The 15,318-nt window shown below is 68.2% G+C and carries 14 protein-coding genes; 5 read left to right on the top strand and 9 right to left on the bottom strand.

Going from position 1 to position 15,318, the window contains the following annotated elements; genetic code table 11:
• Positions 1-26 precede the first annotated feature (26 nt).
• Positions 27-863 carry a hypothetical protein gene (locus QCD70_RS11625; RefSeq protein WP_301216355.1) on the bottom strand — a complete coding sequence of 279 codons (837 nt, stop codon included), beginning with the start codon at positions 861-863 and terminating at the stop codon, positions 27-29.
• Between the two features lie 266 nt (positions 864-1,129).
• On the opposite strand from QCD70_RS11625, the gene QCD70_RS11620 reads away from it, so the two are divergent.
• Positions 1,130-2,425, top strand: a complete 1,296-nt coding sequence (locus QCD70_RS11620; RefSeq protein WP_301216353.1) for a uracil-xanthine permease family protein — start codon at positions 1,130-1,132, stop codon at positions 2,423-2,425.
• A gap of 15 nt (positions 2,426-2,440) precedes the next feature.
• Here the strand turns inward: QCD70_RS11620 and QCD70_RS11615 are convergent, their stop codons facing one another.
• The 3 genes from QCD70_RS11615 to mobA are packed head-to-tail and all read right to left on the bottom strand — an operon-like array spanning position 2,441 to position 4,706.
• The gene (locus QCD70_RS11615) at positions 2,441-3,616 is read right to left on the bottom strand and encodes a molybdopterin molybdotransferase MoeA (RefSeq protein ID WP_301216351.1); all 1,176 of its coding nucleotides are present in this window, start codon (positions 3,614-3,616) and stop codon (positions 2,441-2,443) included.
• Positions 3,613-4,017, bottom strand: a complete 405-nt coding sequence (locus QCD70_RS11610) for a DUF6457 domain-containing protein (RefSeq protein ID WP_301216349.1) — start codon at positions 4,015-4,017, stop codon at positions 3,613-3,615. Before QCD70_RS11610 ends, QCD70_RS11615 begins: the two co-directional genes overlap by 4 nt.
• On the bottom strand, positions 4,014-4,706 hold the full coding sequence (mobA, locus tag QCD70_RS11605) for a molybdenum cofactor guanylyltransferase (RefSeq protein ID WP_301216348.1): 693 nt from the start codon (positions 4,704-4,706) through the stop codon (positions 4,014-4,016). The genes QCD70_RS11610 and mobA overlap by 4 nt, the downstream gene beginning before the upstream one ends.
• 83 nt (positions 4,707-4,789) lie before the next feature.
• On the opposite strand from mobA, the gene fdhD reads away from it, so the two are divergent.
• Together fdhD and QCD70_RS11595 are read left to right on the top strand one after the other, a co-directional pair.
• Positions 4,790-5,710 carry a formate dehydrogenase accessory sulfurtransferase FdhD gene (gene fdhD / locus QCD70_RS11600; protein ID WP_301216346.1) on the top strand — a complete coding sequence of 307 codons (921 nt, stop codon included), beginning with the start codon at positions 4,790-4,792 and terminating at the stop codon, positions 5,708-5,710.
• Positions 5,707-8,010 carry an FdhF/YdeP family oxidoreductase gene (locus QCD70_RS11595; protein WP_301216344.1) on the top strand — a complete coding sequence of 768 codons (2,304 nt, stop codon included), beginning with the start codon at positions 5,707-5,709 and terminating at the stop codon, positions 8,008-8,010. The genes fdhD and QCD70_RS11595 overlap by 4 nt, the downstream gene beginning before the upstream one ends.
• A gap of 95 nt (positions 8,011-8,105) precedes the next feature.
• Here QCD70_RS11595 and QCD70_RS11590 read toward each other — a convergent pair whose 3' ends face one another.
• Both QCD70_RS11590 and fdhA read right to left on the bottom strand, forming a co-directional pair.
• Positions 8,106-9,293: an LLM class flavin-dependent oxidoreductase gene (locus QCD70_RS11590; RefSeq protein ID WP_301216342.1), complete on the bottom strand. Its 1,188-nt coding sequence runs from the start codon at positions 9,291-9,293 to the stop codon at positions 8,106-8,108.
• 154 nt (positions 9,294-9,447) lie between these two features.
• A complete protein-coding gene (gene fdhA, locus QCD70_RS11585; RefSeq protein WP_301216340.1) occupies positions 9,448-10,659 on the bottom strand; it encodes a formaldehyde dehydrogenase, glutathione-independent in 1,212 nt (403 codons plus the stop codon).
• A gap of 96 nt (positions 10,660-10,755) precedes the next feature.
• Between fdhA and QCD70_RS11580 the strand changes: the two genes are divergently transcribed.
• On the top strand, positions 10,756-11,382 hold the full coding sequence (locus QCD70_RS11580; protein WP_301216338.1) for a histidine phosphatase family protein: 627 nt from the start codon (positions 10,756-10,758) through the stop codon (positions 11,380-11,382).
• Positions 11,383-11,388: 6 nt separating this feature from the next.
• Here the strand turns inward: QCD70_RS11580 and bla are convergent, their stop codons facing one another.
• The 3 genes from bla to QCD70_RS11565 all read right to left on the bottom strand — a co-directional run bounded on the left by bla (position 11,389) and on the right by QCD70_RS11565 (position 13,724).
• Positions 11,389-12,339 carry a class A beta-lactamase gene (gene bla / locus QCD70_RS11575; RefSeq protein WP_301216336.1) on the bottom strand — a complete coding sequence of 317 codons (951 nt, stop codon included), beginning with the start codon at positions 12,337-12,339 and terminating at the stop codon, positions 11,389-11,391.
• Between the two features lie 73 nt (positions 12,340-12,412).
• Positions 12,413-12,817, bottom strand: coding sequence for a nitroreductase/quinone reductase family protein (locus QCD70_RS11570; RefSeq protein WP_301216334.1), 405 nt, complete (start codon positions 12,815-12,817; stop codon positions 12,413-12,415).
• A gap of 61 nt (positions 12,818-12,878) precedes the next feature.
• Positions 12,879-13,724, bottom strand: coding sequence for a DeoR/GlpR family DNA-binding transcription regulator (locus QCD70_RS11565; RefSeq protein ID WP_301216332.1), 846 nt, complete (start codon positions 13,722-13,724; stop codon positions 12,879-12,881).
• A 203-nt stretch (positions 13,725-13,927) separates the two neighbouring features.
• Here QCD70_RS11565 and QCD70_RS11560 point away from each other — a divergent pair, with 203 nt between their 5' ends.
• Complete coding sequence (locus tag QCD70_RS11560; protein ID WP_301216330.1) at positions 13,928-15,217, top strand: ABC transporter substrate-binding protein; 1,290 nt, start codon at positions 13,928-13,930, stop codon at positions 15,215-15,217.
• Positions 15,218-15,318: the final 101 nt, after the last annotated feature.

Here is a 15,318-nt window from a genome sequence, read left to right as displayed (position 1 = left end):
CGCGCTCTCCTCCTGAATTGATCGCATCAGCCGAGAAGCTCGCCCACTGCATCCGAGCGCCGACGGGGCCACATGTGCTTTCGAGCACCCACCACGTGCCTCACGATGGACTCGACCCACGGCCAGTCGAACATCACCATCTCGTACGTCGCTCGAAACACGACGTAGTCCATGCTCACCAGCACTGCGTCGCGGCGGTGGTCTTCGCGGTACTGGTCTTCGAGCCAGTGGAAGCGGTGGCTGTCACACTTGATCACGAAGCGATCGCCGATCAGCAGATCGACGTGTCCGACCCCGGAGATCTTCGCCTGCACAGTGAGATGGATTCCGAGCTTGCGCAGGCGAACCCGGACGAGCGTCTCGATTCCCGACTGGCTCCGCCGCTCGGCCTTATCGAGCAGACGCCGGCACCGGCGCGGGAGGTTCTCGAACTGCGCTCGAAGCTCCGGCTCCGATACGAAACCGAGGTTGAGCGCCGAATCGATCACGGTGAGGGCCATCTCCTCGGTCTGGCACAGCGCCGCGTGAGCCAGCGCCTGCGCGACGGTTTGCACGGGTTCACGAATGACGCCCGCACTGTCCAGCGGGTGGATGCAGACTCGGTCGCGACGGCGATCCAACTGCCGGGAACCGTCGTGCGGCGATCGGAGCCTCGACGCATTCCGAGGCACGGCGACGTGTAGCTGGATGCCTGGCGGCGTCCAGATGCCGGTCAGGCTCGTGGCCGAGAACGATGTCAGCGACCCGCCGACGCGAACGGCCTGCACCACGAGCGGAGGAGCATCCGGCGACGCGTACCACCCCCGCCGTACACGGATCATGCGACCGTCGTCGACCGCGTCGGAGATCTGACGAATCGACATGCCTCGGGCTATCAGGTGGCTTCGGGGGGCGACGGGGTAGTTCTGCATTCGGAGAGAGTGCGCCAGCGGGCAGCCCCACTCATCGGCATCCCGCGGTTCTGTGGACAACGGTCGACCGCGACTAATTCAGGAGGAGAGCGCAGCCAACGCCACTATCCACACGGCCGCACTCTCCTCCTGAATTGCGCTCGGCCACTAGTCTCGAGGGAGCTCATCGACGAGCACGCAACAACCGGCGAGCAGCCGGGCAAGGGGAACGATCGAACATGGCACAGCTCTGGACACTTCACGGCGACGGCAAGAACGTCGAGGCGGATGCCGTGGTCAAGCCGGGCGAGCGACTCACCTGGCCCCGCATGATCGGCCTGGGCGGCCAGCACGTCGTCGCGATGTTCGGCGCGACCTTCCTGGTTCCCGTGCTCACCGGGTTCCCGCCCGCGACGACGCTGCTCTTCTCCGGCATCGGCACGCTGCTGTTCCTGCTGATCACGAAGAACCGGCTCCCGAGCTACCTCGGATCCTCGTTCGCGTTCATCGCCCCGATCACGGCCGCCGTCGCATCCACGGGCATGGGCGGCGCGCTCTTCGGCATCCTCGCCGTCGGCGTGCTCCTCGCGCTGGTCGGGGTGGTCGTTCTCATCACCGGCATCGGCTGGATCAACGCACTCATGCCGCCCGTCGTCTCGGGCGCGATCGTGGCCCTCATCGGCTTCAACCTGGCTCCCGCCGCGAAGAACAACTTCCAGCTCGCGCCGCTGACGGCACTCATCACCCTCGCGGCGGTGATCTTCTCGACCGTGCTGTTCCGAGGCATGCTCGCGCGCCTGTCGATCTTCATCGGTGTGGTCGTGGGCTACGTGGCGGCGGTCATCGCGGGCGAGGTCGACTTCTCGGCCGTCGGCGATGCCGCGTGGGTGGGACTCCCCCAGTTCGCCCTTCCGGCCAACCCGTTCGCGGACTCCGCGGTCTGGGGCGTGCTCCCCGCCTTCCTCCCGGTCGTGCTCGTGCTCGTCGCCGAGAACGTGGGCCACATCCGCGGCGTCGCGCAGATGACCGACTCGCCCGAGGTGAACAGGCTCACCGGCCGCGCCCTGCTGGCCGACGGCCTGGCCACGGTGCTCGCCGGCTTCGGCGGCGGATCGGGAACCACCACCTACGGCGAGAACATCGGCGTCATGGCCGCGACCCGCATCTACTCCACCGCCGCCTACTGGATCGCCGGCGCCGTCGCGATCCTCCTCGGACTCTCGCCCAAGGTCGGCGCCCTCATCAACACGATCCCGGCCGGCGTGCTCGGCGGCGTGACCACCGCTCTCTACGGCTTGATCGGCATCATCGGCGTGAAGATCTGGCTCGACAACAAGGTGGACTTCTCGAAGCCGGTCAACCAGTTCACGGCGGCCACGGCACTGATCATCGGCATCGCCGACTTCACCCTGAACGCCGGCTCGGTCACGTTCAACGGCATCGCGCTCGGCACGGTCGCCGCCATCGTGATCTACCACGCGATGACCGCCGTGTCCCGGCTGCGCGGCACGGATGGCGGCCCGCGCGACGCCTGACCACCAGACGGCCGGTCACGACCAGGGCAGCGTCACGAACTCCAGCTCGGCTCCGGCCTCGGCGCCCGCACTCGAGCCGACCAGCACCCCGGACGCGTCGGCGAGGCCTCGGAGCATCGCCGACCCGGTGAACGCGCTGGGCAGGGCGAGCCCGTCGACGAGCCGGAACGGAATGAGCCTCGTCGCGCCGCGACCCGGGGGCACGGCCTGAGCCAGCCGGATGCGCGACGGCTCGGCGACTCGCCCGCCCGAGAGCGCCGCCAGCAGGGGCTCGGCCAGGGTCAGCAGCCCCATCATCGCCGCGAGCGGATTGCCCGGGAGCCCGATCAGCAGTCGCCCGTCGTCGAGACGCGCCAGCAGGCTCGGACCGCCCGGCCGCATCTCGACCCCGCCGACCTGGATGCGCGCGCCGAGTCGCGAGAGAGCCGCGCGCAGGTGGTCGGCCGACGACGAGCCGGTGCCCCCGGTCGTGATGACCACGTCGCTCGCGGTCGGCTCCGCAGACAGGGCGTCCGCGAGCGCCTCGAGGTCGTCGCCCCTCCGGGCCTCGCGAACGACCTCGCCGCCCAGCATGCCGACGAACGCCGGCAACGTCGGGCCGAAACTGTCGCGCACGGTGCCCGGCGCCGGGATGCTGTGGGTCACCACCTCGTCGCCCGTGAGCACGAGAGACACCCGGCCTCGCGCCCGCACGACGAGCTCGTCGGCTCCGCACGCGGCGGCGACCGCGATGTGCGCGGGATTCACCCGCACGCCCGCCTCGATCGCCACGTCGCCCCTGCGGAACTCCTCACCCGCCGGCCGGATGTGCTGGCCGGGCGACGGCTCGATCGACGCTCGCAGCTCGCCGCCCACGACGACGCCCGCCTCGCTGCGCAGCACCGCATCGGCGGCCTCGGGAATGAGTCCACCCGTCACGATGGCGCGGGCGTCGTTCGCCCCGAGCGCCGCTGCCGAGGTCTCCGACGCCGTGCGCAGCACCCAGGGACCCGGCCCGCGAACGGCCCAGCCATCCATCGCCGACGACGCGTAGTGCGGAACATCGCAGAGGGCGAGTACCGGATCGGCGAGAACGCGTGCGACCGCCGCGGAGAGAGGCACGGAGACCGGAGGCGACGCGGCCCCGGCGGCGAACGCGAGCTCGCGAGCCTGGGCCCACGCGACGCGCTGCTCTCCCGGCGCCGCGCTCACCTTTCGACGCTGCGCGCGAGAGCGACGGCGACCTCGGCCGCCCGAGCCGTGGCCTGCTCGCCGCTCACCTCGTCGAGCGCCGCGGCACGGCCCGCCGCGTAGCCCACCAGGTAGGTGGTGAGCGGAGCCGCCGGGCGCAGCACGGCGTGCGCCGCGACCCCCGCGAGCGCCAGCACCGCATCGATGTCGACCTCGAGGTCGGCGATGCCCAGCTCCTGGGCCAGGGAGGCGCTCCAGCGCTCGAGGGCCGCGGTTATCTCGGCCTGCTCCTCCGGCGACCGCGCCGGCTTCGTCGGCTTCTCAGTGCTCGGCGTCTCAGTGCTCGACTTCTCGGTGCTCGACTTCTCAGTGCTCGGCTCCTCGGTGCTCGACTTCTCGGTGCTCGACTGGTCGTCGCTCATGCTCGACTCCTCTGCTCGTCGGGGTGCTCGTCGGGGTGCTCGTCGGGGGATGGTGCGTCGTGGGGCGGATCGATGCCGAAAGCGGCCGCGTCGGGCCAGGTGTCGACGTCGCTCGTGGCGCCCGCTGCGTCTGTCAGTTCGCGCAGGTCGAGTGAGGCGATCAGCGAGCGCATCGAGGCGCCGTCGAGGGTGCCGGATGCGCGGAGCCCCTCCACCGCATCGGCCAGGGCCGGGCGGCCGTAGACCGCCGCGAGGGGCTGCCGCATGCCGGAGGAGTCGACCAGGAGAGCGCCGTCAAAGCCGGCCAGGGGCAGCGACTCGACGAGCACGGTGACGACGCGAGCGATCTCCGGCATGTCGCACGCGAGCACCAGCACGGCATCCGCGGCGCTCGCCTCCAGCTCATCGAAGGCGCGCATTCCCGCACCGATCGCCGCCGCGGGGCCGCCGAATGGCGGGTCTTCGCGCGTGAACCGGATGCGCGCATCCGGAACCGGCGCATCCGGACCCGGCGCATCCGGAACCGGCGCATCCGGACCCACGACGACCACGCGCCGGGCGCCGCCCAGCAGGGCCGCATCGACCGTGTTCTGCAGCAGCGTCGCACCGTGCCACAGCAGCTGCGCCTTGGGCACGCCCGAGAGACGGGAGGACCTTCCGCCCGCGAGCACGATCGCGTCGAGCAGCATTCAGTCAGCCTACGAGATACCGAGTCGCCCGGATGCTGCGGCCAGCCCTGTCGACATCGGCGAATCGATGATAAGCCTGCTGTATGGGCAGAATCACGGTTCGTCGTCGCGTCACCCGCCTGAGCGTCGGAGGCCACAAGAGGGTGCGCGAAGACGTGCTCGCCGCCGAGGAGCCGCTCGAGATCCGCGTGGGCGGCCTCTCGCTCGCGATCACGATGCGCACTCCGGGCAACGACATCGACCTCGCCGCGGGGTTCCTCGTCTCGGAGGGCGTGATCTCGAACGGCGAGCAGTTCGCTGCGGCCCGCTACTGTGCGGGCACGGACGATGACGGCATGAACACCTACAACGTGCTCGACGTGACGCTCGCACCGGGCGTCGCTCCGCCCGACCCGGGCCTCGCACGGGCGTTCTTCACCACGAGCTCGTGCGGGCTCTGCGGCAAGGCGTCGATCGACGCGGTGCGCACGACGTCGTCCTACACGGCCGCATCGGATGACCTGCGCATCGAGGCCGCGCTGCTCACGACGTTCCCCAATAGGCTTCGCGAACAGCAGGCCGTGTTCGAGAAGACGGGCGGGCTGCACGCGGCCGCCCTCTTCGACGGCGTCACCGGCGGCCTGCTCGTGCTGCGCGAAGACGTCGGCCGACACAACGCGGTCGACAAGGTGATCGGCTGGGCGACGCAGCAGAATCTGCTGCCGCTGCGCGGAACCGTGCTCATGGTCTCGGGCCGGGCCAGCTTCGAACTCATGCAGAAGGCCTCGATGGCCGGCATCCCGATGCTCGCCGCCGTGTCGGCGCCCTCGTCGCTGGCGGTCGAACTGGCCGTCGAGCTGGGCATCACCCTCGTCGGCTTCCTGCGCGGCGACTCCATGGTCATCTACTCCGGTGCCGAGCGGGTCCTTGAATCAGCCCCTCTCGAGTCCGACCTCAGTCCTGACCCGTCCGATCAGGGCGACTCCGTCGAGCCCCTCTCCAGCGAAAGCATCGGTGCCGCATGACCACCCTCCCTCCCCGAGAAGACGACTCGCAGCTCGAAGTCGGCGAACGCGAGACCTGGGCCGTGGGCGTTCCGGGCATCGTGCACTCCATGGTGCCCGCGATCGAGGGCATGGGCGTGGCCCGCACGGCCAAGCTGATGCTCGGCCTCAACCAGAAAGACGGCTACGACTGCCCGAGCTGCGCCTGGCCCGACCCCGACCGCCGCAAGGCCGCCGAGTTCTGCGAGAACGGCGCCAAGGCCGTGACCTGGGAGGCGACTCCCATCGCGGTGCCCCGCAGCTTCTGGGGTCAGCACTCCATCGACGACCTGCTCACCCGCTCCGAGCACTGGCTCGGCATGCAGGGCCGGCTCGTCGAGCCCGTCTACAAGCCGGCCGGTAAGAACCACTACGAGCCCGTGAGCTGGGACAAGGCGTTCGAGATCATCGCCTCGCGGCTGAACGAGCTCGACTCCCCCGACGAGGCCGCGTTCTACACGAGCGGACGCACCGCCAACGAGACGGCATTCGCCTACCAGCTCTTCGTGCGCGCCTTCGGCACCAACAACCTGCCCGACTGCTCGAACATGTGCCACGAGTCCACGGGAACAGCCATGGGCGAGACGCTCGGCGTGGGCAAGTCCACCATCGCCTACGACGACTTCGAAGACACCGACCTCATCATCGTGATGGGCCAGAACCCGGGCACCAACCACCCGCGCATGCTCACCGCGCTCGAAGACGCCAAGCGCAAGGGCGCGAAGATCGTGGCCATCAACCCGCTGCCCGAGGCCGGGCTCATGCGCTACAAGAACCCGCAGCGCCCGCGCGGCATCGTCGGCCACGGAACGAAGATCGCCGACCAGTTCGTGCACATCCGGCTCGGCGGCGACATGGCGCTCATGCAGGCCGTCTCGAAGCGGGTTCTGGATGCCGAACGCACGGCCCCGGGAACGGTGCTGGACCACGAATTCCTGGCCGAGCACTGCTCAGGGCTCGAGGAGTTCATGGCGCACATCGATCGAGTCGACGAGGCCGAGGTGCTCGAGGCGACAGGGCTCACGACAGCCGACATCGATGAACTGGCCGACCGCTACATGAAGGCCGACCGGGTGATCATCACCTGGGCCATGGGCATCACGCAGCAGAAGAAGGCCGTGGGCACGATCAAGGAGATCGTCAACCTGCTGCTGCTCCGGGGCAACATGGGCAAGCCGGGTGCGGGGGCGTCGCCCATCCGGGGTCACAGCAACGTGCAGGGCGACCGCACCATGGGCATCTGGGAGAAGATGCCCGACACGTTCATGGATGCGCTGCAGGCGGAGTTCGGCTTCGATCCGCCGCGCAAACACGGCCTCGACTCGGTGAACGCCATGAAGGCGATGGCCCGTGGCGACATCAAGGTGTGGTTCGCCATGGGCGGCAACCTCGTGGCCGCGATCTCCGACAGCCAGGTCGCCGAGGCCGCCATGCACGGCACGCGGCTCACCGTTCAGGTGTCGACCAAGCTCAACCGCTCGCACGCGGTGATCGGCGAGGAGGCGCTCATTCTGCCCACGAAGGGGCGCACGGAGCTCGACCGGCAGGCGTCCGGGTTCCAGTTCGTCTCGGTGGAGGACACGGTCTGCGCGGTGCACGCGTCGAGCGGAAAGGTCGAGCCGATCTCGAACCACGTGCTGTCGGAGATCGCGATCGTCAGTCGTCTCGCGCGGGCCGTTCTCGGCGAGGAGTCGCCCATCGACTGGGCGGGCTTCGAGCAGAACTACGACCTGATCCGCGACCACATCGCCCACGTCGTTCCCGGCTTCGAGAACTTCAACGAGCGCATCCGCAACATCGACGGCTTCGTGCTGCCGAACGGTCCGCGTGACAGCCGCACGTTCAACACCCTCACGGGCCGGGCGATGATCACGGTGAATCATCTCGAGCCGGTGGTGCGCCCCGAGGGGACCCTGCTGCTGCAGACCCTGCGCGCCCACGACCAGTACAACACCACGATCTACAGCCTCAACGACCGGTATCGCGGCATCAAGAAAGGCCGCAGCGTGGTGTTCGTGAACCCGCTCGACCTCGACGAGCTCGGTCTCGAAGACGGGCAGCTCGTCGATGTGTTCAGCGAATGGAACGACGGGATCGAGCGGGTGCTGCGCTCGTACCGGGTCGTGTCGTACCCGAGCGCCAGGGGGTGCGCTGCGGCGTACTACCCCGAGGCGAATGTGCTCGTGCCGCTCGACTCGGTGACCGACGAGAGCAACACGCCTGTGTCGAAGGCCGTCGTGGTGCGCCTGGTGCCCGCGGCGGTACCCGTTCCCGTTCCCTGAGCCTGTCGAAGGGGGCGGCCGTTCCCTGAACAGACCCGTTCCCTGAGCCTGTCGAAGGGGGTTGCCCTTCGACAAGCTCAGGGAGCGAAGGTTCGTTACAGGCCGAAGGCCGCGCCCGCCTTGGCGAGCGGCTTCGTGCCGCCCTCGGCCGTGAGGCCGGTCCAGGAGTCTTCTCCGTCGACGTGGGTGGATGCGACGGCACCCTTCGCACGGGCCGCGGCGACGCGCTCGGCGTGGCTGGGCGGGTTGCTCGGAACGCCCTCGGGGCGCTTCGAGTCGTTCTCCTTGCGGAGCGCGGGAACGATCTCCTCGGCGAGGATGTCGATCTGCTCGAGCACCGTCTTCAGCGGCAGTCCGGCGTGGTCGATGAGGAACAGCTGGCGCTGGTAGTCGCCCACGTGGTCGCGCATCGCGGCGTAGCGGTCGATGACCTCCTGCGGAGATCCCACGGTGAGCGGGGTCTGCGCGGTGAAGTCCTCCATCGTCGGGCCGTGTCCGTAGACGGGCGCGTTGTCGAAGTACGGGCGGAACTCGTTCTTCGCGGCCTGCGAGTTCTTGCGGGCGAAGAACTGCCCGCCGAGGCCGACGATCGCCTGGTCGGCGCGGCCGTGGCCGTAGTTCTCGTAGCGGCTGCGGTAGAGCTTCACCATCTGCTCGGTGTGCTCGATCGGCCAGAAGATGTTGTTGTGGAAGAAGCCGTCGCCGTAATAGGCGGCCTGCTCCGCGATCTGGGGGCTGCGGATCGATCCGTGCCACACGAACGGCGCGACTCCGTCGAGGGGTCGCGGGGTCGCGGTGAAGCCCTGGAGCGGCGTGCGGAAGTTTCCGGCCCAGTCCACGACCTCCTCCTCCCACAGGCGGCGAAGCAGAGCGTAGTTCTCTGTGGCGAGCTCGAGGCCCTTGCGGATGTCCTTGCCGAACCAGGGGTAGACCGGGCCGGTGTTGCCGCGGCCCATCATGAGGTCCATGCGGCCGTCGCTGATGACCTGGAGCATCGCGTAGTCCTCGGCGATCTTCACGGGGTCGTTCGTCGTGATGAGCGTGGTGGCCGTGGAGAGCACGATGTTCTCGGTGATGCCGGCGAGATAGCCGAGCATCGTCGTGGGTGACGACGTGACGAAGGGCGGGTTGTGGTGCTCGCCGGCGGCGAAGACGTCGAGCCCGGCCTGGTCGGCGTGCTGCGCGATCGCGATCATGGCCTTGGTGCGCTCAGTGTCGCTGGGCGTGTACCCCGTGGTCGGGTCTGTCGTGACGTCGCCGACGCTGAAGATTCCGAACTGCATGTTCACTCACTCCTAAACTTTTCTATGCGTTTGCATATATGTGAGTGAGAACGCGGCCCCTGGGGAATCTATTCCCGCCCGTTCCCTGAGACCGCGTTCCCTGAGCTTGTCGAAGGGATGCCCTTCGACAAGCTCAGGGAACGGACTGCGGGAGCTATGCCGCGTCGAGGTAGCCGTTCGGGTTCAGCACGTACTTCGTGGCCGCTCCCGCATCGAACTCGGCGTAGCCGCGCGGTGCATCGTCGAGCGAGATCGCCTTCGCGTTCACGTTCTTGGCGATGTGCACGCGGTCGTGCAGGATCGCCTGCATCAGACCGTAGTTGTACTTCATCACCGGGCACTGGCCGGTGGTGAACGACAGCGACTTGGCCCATCCGGTGCCGAGGCTGAGCGACAGCGAACCCTTCTGCGCCGCCTCGTCGACTCCGCCCGGGTCGCCCGTGACGTACAGTCCCGGAATGCCGAGGGCGCCTCCGGCCGCGGTCACGTCCATCAGCGAGTTCAGCACCGTCGCCGGCGCCTCGCCGCCGCCGTGACCCCTGGCCTCGAAGCCCACGGCATCCACGCCGCAGTCGACCTCGGGAACGCCGAGGATCTGCTCGATCTGGTCGACCAGCTCGCCGGCTCCCAGATTGACCGTCTCGCATCCGAAGCTGCGCGCCTGCGCCAGGCGATCGTCATTGAAGTCGCCGACGATCACCGCCGCCGCTCCCAGCAGCAGCGCGCTCGTCGCCGCCGCGAGACCGACAGGGCCGGCACCCGCGACGTACACCGTCGACCCGACCCCGACGCCGGCCGTGACCGCTCCGTGGAATCCGGTCGGGAAGATGTCGGACAGCATGGTCAGGTCCATGATCTTCTCGAGGGCCTGATCCTTGTCGGGGAACTTCAGCAGGTTCCAGTCGGCGTAGGGCACCAGAACGAATTCGGCCTGGCCGCCGACCCAGCCGCCCATGTCGACGTAGCCGTAGGCGCTGCCCGGCCTGTCGGGATTCACGTTGAGGCAGATGCCCGTCTTGCGCTCCTTGCAGTTGCGGCACCGCCCACAGGCGATGTTGAACGGAACGCTCACCAGGTCGCCGACCTTGATGAACTCCACCCCGGGGCCGACCTCGACCACCTCACCGGTGATCTCGTGGCCGAGAACGAGGTTCACCGGCGCCGTCGTGCGGCCTCGCACCATGTGCTGGTCGGAGCCGCAGATGTTCGTGGCGACGGTCCTGATGATGGCGCCGTGGGGCACCTTGCGGCCGACGTTCGCGGGATTCACCCCCGGCCCGTCCTTCAGTTCGAACGTGGGGTAGTCGATATCGATGACCTCGACTTCGCCCGGCCCTTTATAAGCGACTGCTCTGTTTCCTGCCATGTTGATCTCCCTTGATCACCGGTCCCCTGTCGGGGACGTCGTTAGGCTGACTCTATGTCGCACACATGGATTCCAACAGGGAAATCCCACATTCGAATGCTTCTCATACGGCACGCGGAGTCCACTGCCAACGAGGCGGGAATCCTGTCGACGACCCAGCCGGGGCCCGAGCTCACTCCACGCGGACGCGAGCAGGCCGAGGCCCTCGCCGAGACCCTCCGCGACGTGCCTCTCGACGGGCTCTACGCATCCACGCTTCGCCGAACCCAGCTCACGGCCGAGCCCCTGTCGCGCGCGACCGGCCTTCCCCTGACCGTGATCGAGGGCATCCACGAGATCGAGGCGGGCGAACTCGAGGACCGCAGCGATCACGAGGCCATGTCGGCCTACGCCTCGCCGTTTCGCATCTGGGCGCAGGGCGACTTCACCGCCGCCGTTCCCGGCGGATTCAGCGGCGACCACTTCTTCGAGCGCTTCGACCGTGGCATCGCCGAGATCTGGCGGGCCCAGCAGGCCTCGTCGGCCGACCGAGCGGATGGCGGCACGGTCGCGATCGTCGACCACGACGCCGCGATCCGCGTGTGGGTGGCCGGCCGGGCCGACAACCTGGGGCCGGAGTTCACGGTCACGCACGGACTGGGCAACACGGGCATCGTTGTGCTCACGGGCTCGCCCGACGACGGCTGGCACGTCGAGTCCTGGCAGGGCGAGCCGGTCGCGTAGCGCGGCTCAGTAGCCGAGGCCGGCGAGTGCCGCCTCGGTGGCGCGCGCGATGAGGGCGTTGTCGTACTCCGCGTCTTCCGTGGGGCGGTTCGACATGATCACGAGCACGATCGGCGACCCGCTCGGCGGCCACACGAGCGCGATGTCGTTGCGCGTGCCGTACGCCCCGGCGCCCGATTTGTCCGCGACCGACCATCCGGCATCCAGGCCCGCAGCGATGAGCTCGGAGCCCGTGGCGTTGCCGGTCATCCAGTCGATGAGCTGCGACTGCTGGGCCGCGCCCAGGGCGTCGGTGGTGAGCAGGGTGGCGAGGTCGAGGGCGAAGGCGCGCGGTGTGCTCGTGTCCCGGGTGTCGCCGGGGATCGCGCTGTTGAGCTCTGTCTCGATGCGGTCGGAGCTGCTCGTCGTGTCTCCGAGGTCGCGGAGCGCCTGGGTGAACCCCTCCGGCCCGCCGAGGCGCTCGAGAACGATGTTGCCCGCCGTGTTGTCGCTGAAGCGCACCGCCGCCTCGGCCACGGCCCGGAGAGTCATGCCCTCGTCGACATTGGCCTCGGTGATCGGCGAGTTGGGCAGCAGCTCGTCGGCCCCGTACGAGACGATCTCGTCTAGCTGCTCGTCGGGCACGGTCTTCAGCAGGATGCCCGCCGCCAGCGCCTTGAAGGTCGACGCGTAGGCGAACCGCTCGTCAGCGCGGTAGGCCACCTCGGCGCGGCTGAGCGGGTCGAGCGCGTAGACGCCGAGCCGGGCGTCGAACTCCTGCTCGAGCTGCGCGAAGGCGGGCGTGGGATCGCTCGGCGTCGCCGGAGGGGCCGTGACCACGGGCTCCGACACGGCCGCGGGCGTGGGGCTGGGCGCGGGCGTCGAGCAGGCTCCGAGCAGAGAGAGCACGACCGCTGCCGTCACGGCCGCCAGACCACCCGATCGGATGCGTCGCGCGTCTCGTGAGCTCGTTCTCATCCCTCGAGTGTGCCAGCCCGCGGGCGAGCTGTCACATGCTGCCCTTCGACAGGCTCAGGGAACGACCGGACGATCAGCGCGACGTCAGGCGGAGGACGGGGATCACACGCGGGCCCGCCTTGACCTGATAGTCGGCGAAGCCCGAGGCGACGGCCACCACCTGCGCCCAGGCGGCGTCGCGTTCGTCGCCGTGCAGCTCACGCGCCCTGACCTCGACCACGCCCTGGGGCGTCTCGATCGTGATGTCGGGGTTCTGCACGAGGTTGTAGTACCAGGCCGGGTTGTCGGGCGCGCCCGCCTTCGACGCGTACACGAGCCACGAGTCCTCGTCGCGCAGCGCCATCGTGGGCGCGACGCGCTCCTCGCCGGAGCGCGCTCCGATCGTGTGCAGGAGGATCAGCTTGTCGCCGAAGCCCGCCGTCTCGACGTGACCGTCGTGGGCGCGGAACTCCTCGATGATCCGGTCATTGAAGTCCATCGTCATCTCCTCCTCGAGAACCTTCTCCTCGACCATCTCACACCAGAGGGGCGCGCGGCGTCTAGGAGGCGGATGCGCCGCTCGGCGGAAGGAGCACCTCGACCTTGTTCTTGCGGAGGGCCTCCGCGAGCTCGTCCGCCGGGGCGACGTCGGTGACGAGATAGTCCACGCTGCCCAGCTCGGCGACCTGGGCGAAGAGTCGGCGGTCGAATTTCGACGAGTCCGCGAGGATCGCGACCTTCGACGCCCGCGACACCATCTCGCTCATCATCAGCGCCTCGGCCAGGTTGCTCGTCGAGAAGCCGCTCTCGGCCGAGACCGCTCCGACCGAGATGAGGGCAAGGTCGCAGTGGAGGTCGAGGTCGTTGCCCGTGTCGGAGAACTGGAAGCCGATCGGCCCGATGGTGGCCTGACCGCTCAGCCTCACGGCACCGCCGAAGACGTAGAGGTCGCGGCACACCTTCGGCGAGATCTCGGTCGGGATGCGGAGGTTGTTCGTGGCGATGGTCAACTCGCGGTGATCCTCGAGATGCCGCACGACGGCCAGGGTCGTGGTGCCGGCGTTGATCATGACGACCGAGCCGTTCTCGACGAGCCCCGCCGCCCGTGCGCCGATCTTCTCCTTTGCAGACCGCTGGAGTCGGAGGCGCACGTCGAGCTTCTTCTCGGTGGACGGCATCACCGCGATGCTCACCGCGCCGCCGTGGGTTCGCACGAGAAAGCCGTCGGCGTCGAGCTGATCGAGATCTCGCCGGATCGTGTCGGCGGAGACACCGAATCGCACGGCGAGCGCCGACACCGTGACCTCGCCGACCTCGGTGACGTACGCCGTGAGATCCGCCTTGCGGCCCGCCGGCAGCCGAAGAGGCTGATCGTCGCCGTCTGAGAGAGAAGATGAGTCGGCCACGTCTGATTTGTAGCAGAACATCGCAGAAAGACGCAACCTGCTGCCCGACGACGAGATATTGGCTCGAACACCGGCGAGAAAGACGCACAAGAACGCAGTCAGATGCGATTACTTGCGTTAACGTTCATGCACGACTACTCTCACATCAATAAGGCGCACAAAAGCGCACTCAACAGCATGATCCCGCATCTCATAGGAGAGACATGAGCAAAGAAGCTCGTTTTAGAAGAGGCATCACCACGGCAGTGGCTGCCGCAGCGGCCCTCACCCTCGTCACCGGCTGCTCCTCAGGCGCCGGCAGCGACGACTCCACCTCGGGTGGCGACGTCACCATCGAACTCGCCCAGTGGTGGGAGCCGGAGCTGCCCGACGGCGCCCTGCGCACCCTGATGGACACGTTCGAGTCGGAGAACCCCGGCATCAAGGTCAAGCTTCTCAGCGGCCCCTACGCCTCCACGAAGGAGCAGCTCTTCGCCGGTGCCGCAGCAGGCACGATGTCCGACGTCGTCGGCCTCGACGGTGCATGGGTCAGCGACTTCGCCAAGCAGGGCGCGCTCGCCGACCTGAGCACTCTGATGAAGGACGCGAACTACGACGACAGCGAGCTCGCCAGCACGATCGAGGTCGACGGCAAGACGCAGATGATCCCGGTCGTGAACTTCGTCTACCCGCTCTTCACGAACGACGACCTGCTGGCGAAGGCCGGCGTCACCGCACCGCCGTCGACCCGAACCGAGTTCGAGACGGCCGCGAAGGCCGTGACGGCGCTCGGCGACAACACGAGCGGATGGGTGCTGCCGCTCTCTTCCGAGGCGCCCAACGGCATCCAGAACGACGTGATGTCGTGGGTCTGGTCGTCGGGCGGAACCATGCTGAAGGACGGCAAGCCCGACGTCACCAACGACGACGTCACCTCTGCGGTGGAGTACATCAAGGGCCTGAACGACGACGGCGTGATCGCGCCCGGCTCGGCCACGATGAAGGAGCAGGACAAGGTCGAGGAGTTCACCAACGGCCGCGTCGGAATGATGATCGACTCGCTGTCGCACATCGACCTGATCCGCACGTCGAACCCCGATCTCAAGTTCAGCATCTCGGCGATCCCGGCCGAAGACGGCTTCACCGGAGAGCGTGGAATCCCCTACGCCTCGTGGGGCATCGGGGTCTCTGCCAGCAGCAAGCACCCGGCCGAGTCCTGGAAGCTCGTTCAGTTCCTTATGAGCGAGAAGACGAACTCCGAGCTGTCGACCCTCGCGAACGCGTTCCCCGGCAACACGAAGAGCGTGCCCGACTTCTCGTCGAGCGACCCGCTGTTCAAGGAGGCCTTCGACATCTACTCCGAGGGCAAGCCCGCCAACGAGTTCGTCGGACTGCCGGTGGCCGAACAGCTGATGCGCCTCTTCGACGAGCAGCTGCAGGCGATTCTGCAGGGAGACGAGTCGGTCGACGACGGCCTGAAGAAGGCCCAGGATGCGTGGGTCGGGGAGTTCTAGCCCCCTCGCCTCACAAACACCCGTCGATTGACGGCCGCGCCGTGGCCCCCCTCACAGAGAGGGACGGCCTCGGCGCGGCCACCCCTCACAGAAAGGCTTCT

It is taken from the genome of Agreia sp. PsM10, assembly GCF_030433855.1.
GTDB lineage: Bacteria > Actinomycetota > Actinomycetes > Actinomycetales > Microbacteriaceae > Agreia.
Note: the sequence above shows the minus strand (reverse complement) of the source record. Positions and strands in the feature narration are given on the sequence as shown.

Excerpts from the sequence above, each read along its gene's own strand:
- QCD70_RS11625 (WP_301216355.1), bottom strand. The coding sequence starts at position 863 with ATGTCGATTCGTCAGATCTCCGACGCGGTCGACGACGGTCGCATGATC.
- QCD70_RS11620 (WP_301216353.1), top strand. The coding sequence starts at position 1,130 with ATGGCACAGCTCTGGACACTTCACGGCGACGGCAAGAACGTCGAGGCG.
- QCD70_RS11610 (WP_301216349.1), bottom strand. The coding sequence starts at position 4,017 with ATGAGCGACGACCAGTCGAGCACCGAGAAGTCGAGCACCGAGGAGCCG.
- mobA (WP_301216348.1), bottom strand. The coding sequence starts at position 4,706 with ATGCTGCTCGACGCGATCGTGCTCGCGGGCGGAAGGTCCTCCCGTCTC.
- fdhD (WP_301216346.1), top strand. The coding sequence starts at position 4,790 with ATGGGCAGAATCACGGTTCGTCGTCGCGTCACCCGCCTGAGCGTCGGA.
- QCD70_RS11595 (WP_301216344.1), top strand. The coding sequence starts at position 5,707 with ATGACCACCCTCCCTCCCCGAGAAGACGACTCGCAGCTCGAAGTCGGC.
- QCD70_RS11590 (WP_301216342.1), bottom strand. The coding sequence starts at position 9,293 with ATGCAGTTCGGAATCTTCAGCGTCGGCGACGTCACGACAGACCCGACC.
- fdhA (WP_301216340.1), bottom strand. The coding sequence starts at position 10,659 with ATGGCAGGAAACAGAGCAGTCGCTTATAAAGGGCCGGGCGAAGTCGAG.
- QCD70_RS11580 (WP_301216338.1), top strand. The coding sequence starts at position 10,756 with ATGCTTCTCATACGGCACGCGGAGTCCACTGCCAACGAGGCGGGAATC.
- bla (WP_301216336.1), bottom strand. The coding sequence starts at position 12,339 with ATGAGAACGAGCTCACGAGACGCGCGACGCATCCGATCGGGTGGTCTG.
- QCD70_RS11570 (WP_301216334.1), bottom strand. The coding sequence starts at position 12,817 with ATGGACTTCAATGACCGGATCATCGAGGAGTTCCGCGCCCACGACGGT.
- QCD70_RS11560 (WP_301216330.1), top strand. The coding sequence starts at position 13,928 with ATGAGCAAAGAAGCTCGTTTTAGAAGAGGCATCACCACGGCAGTGGCT.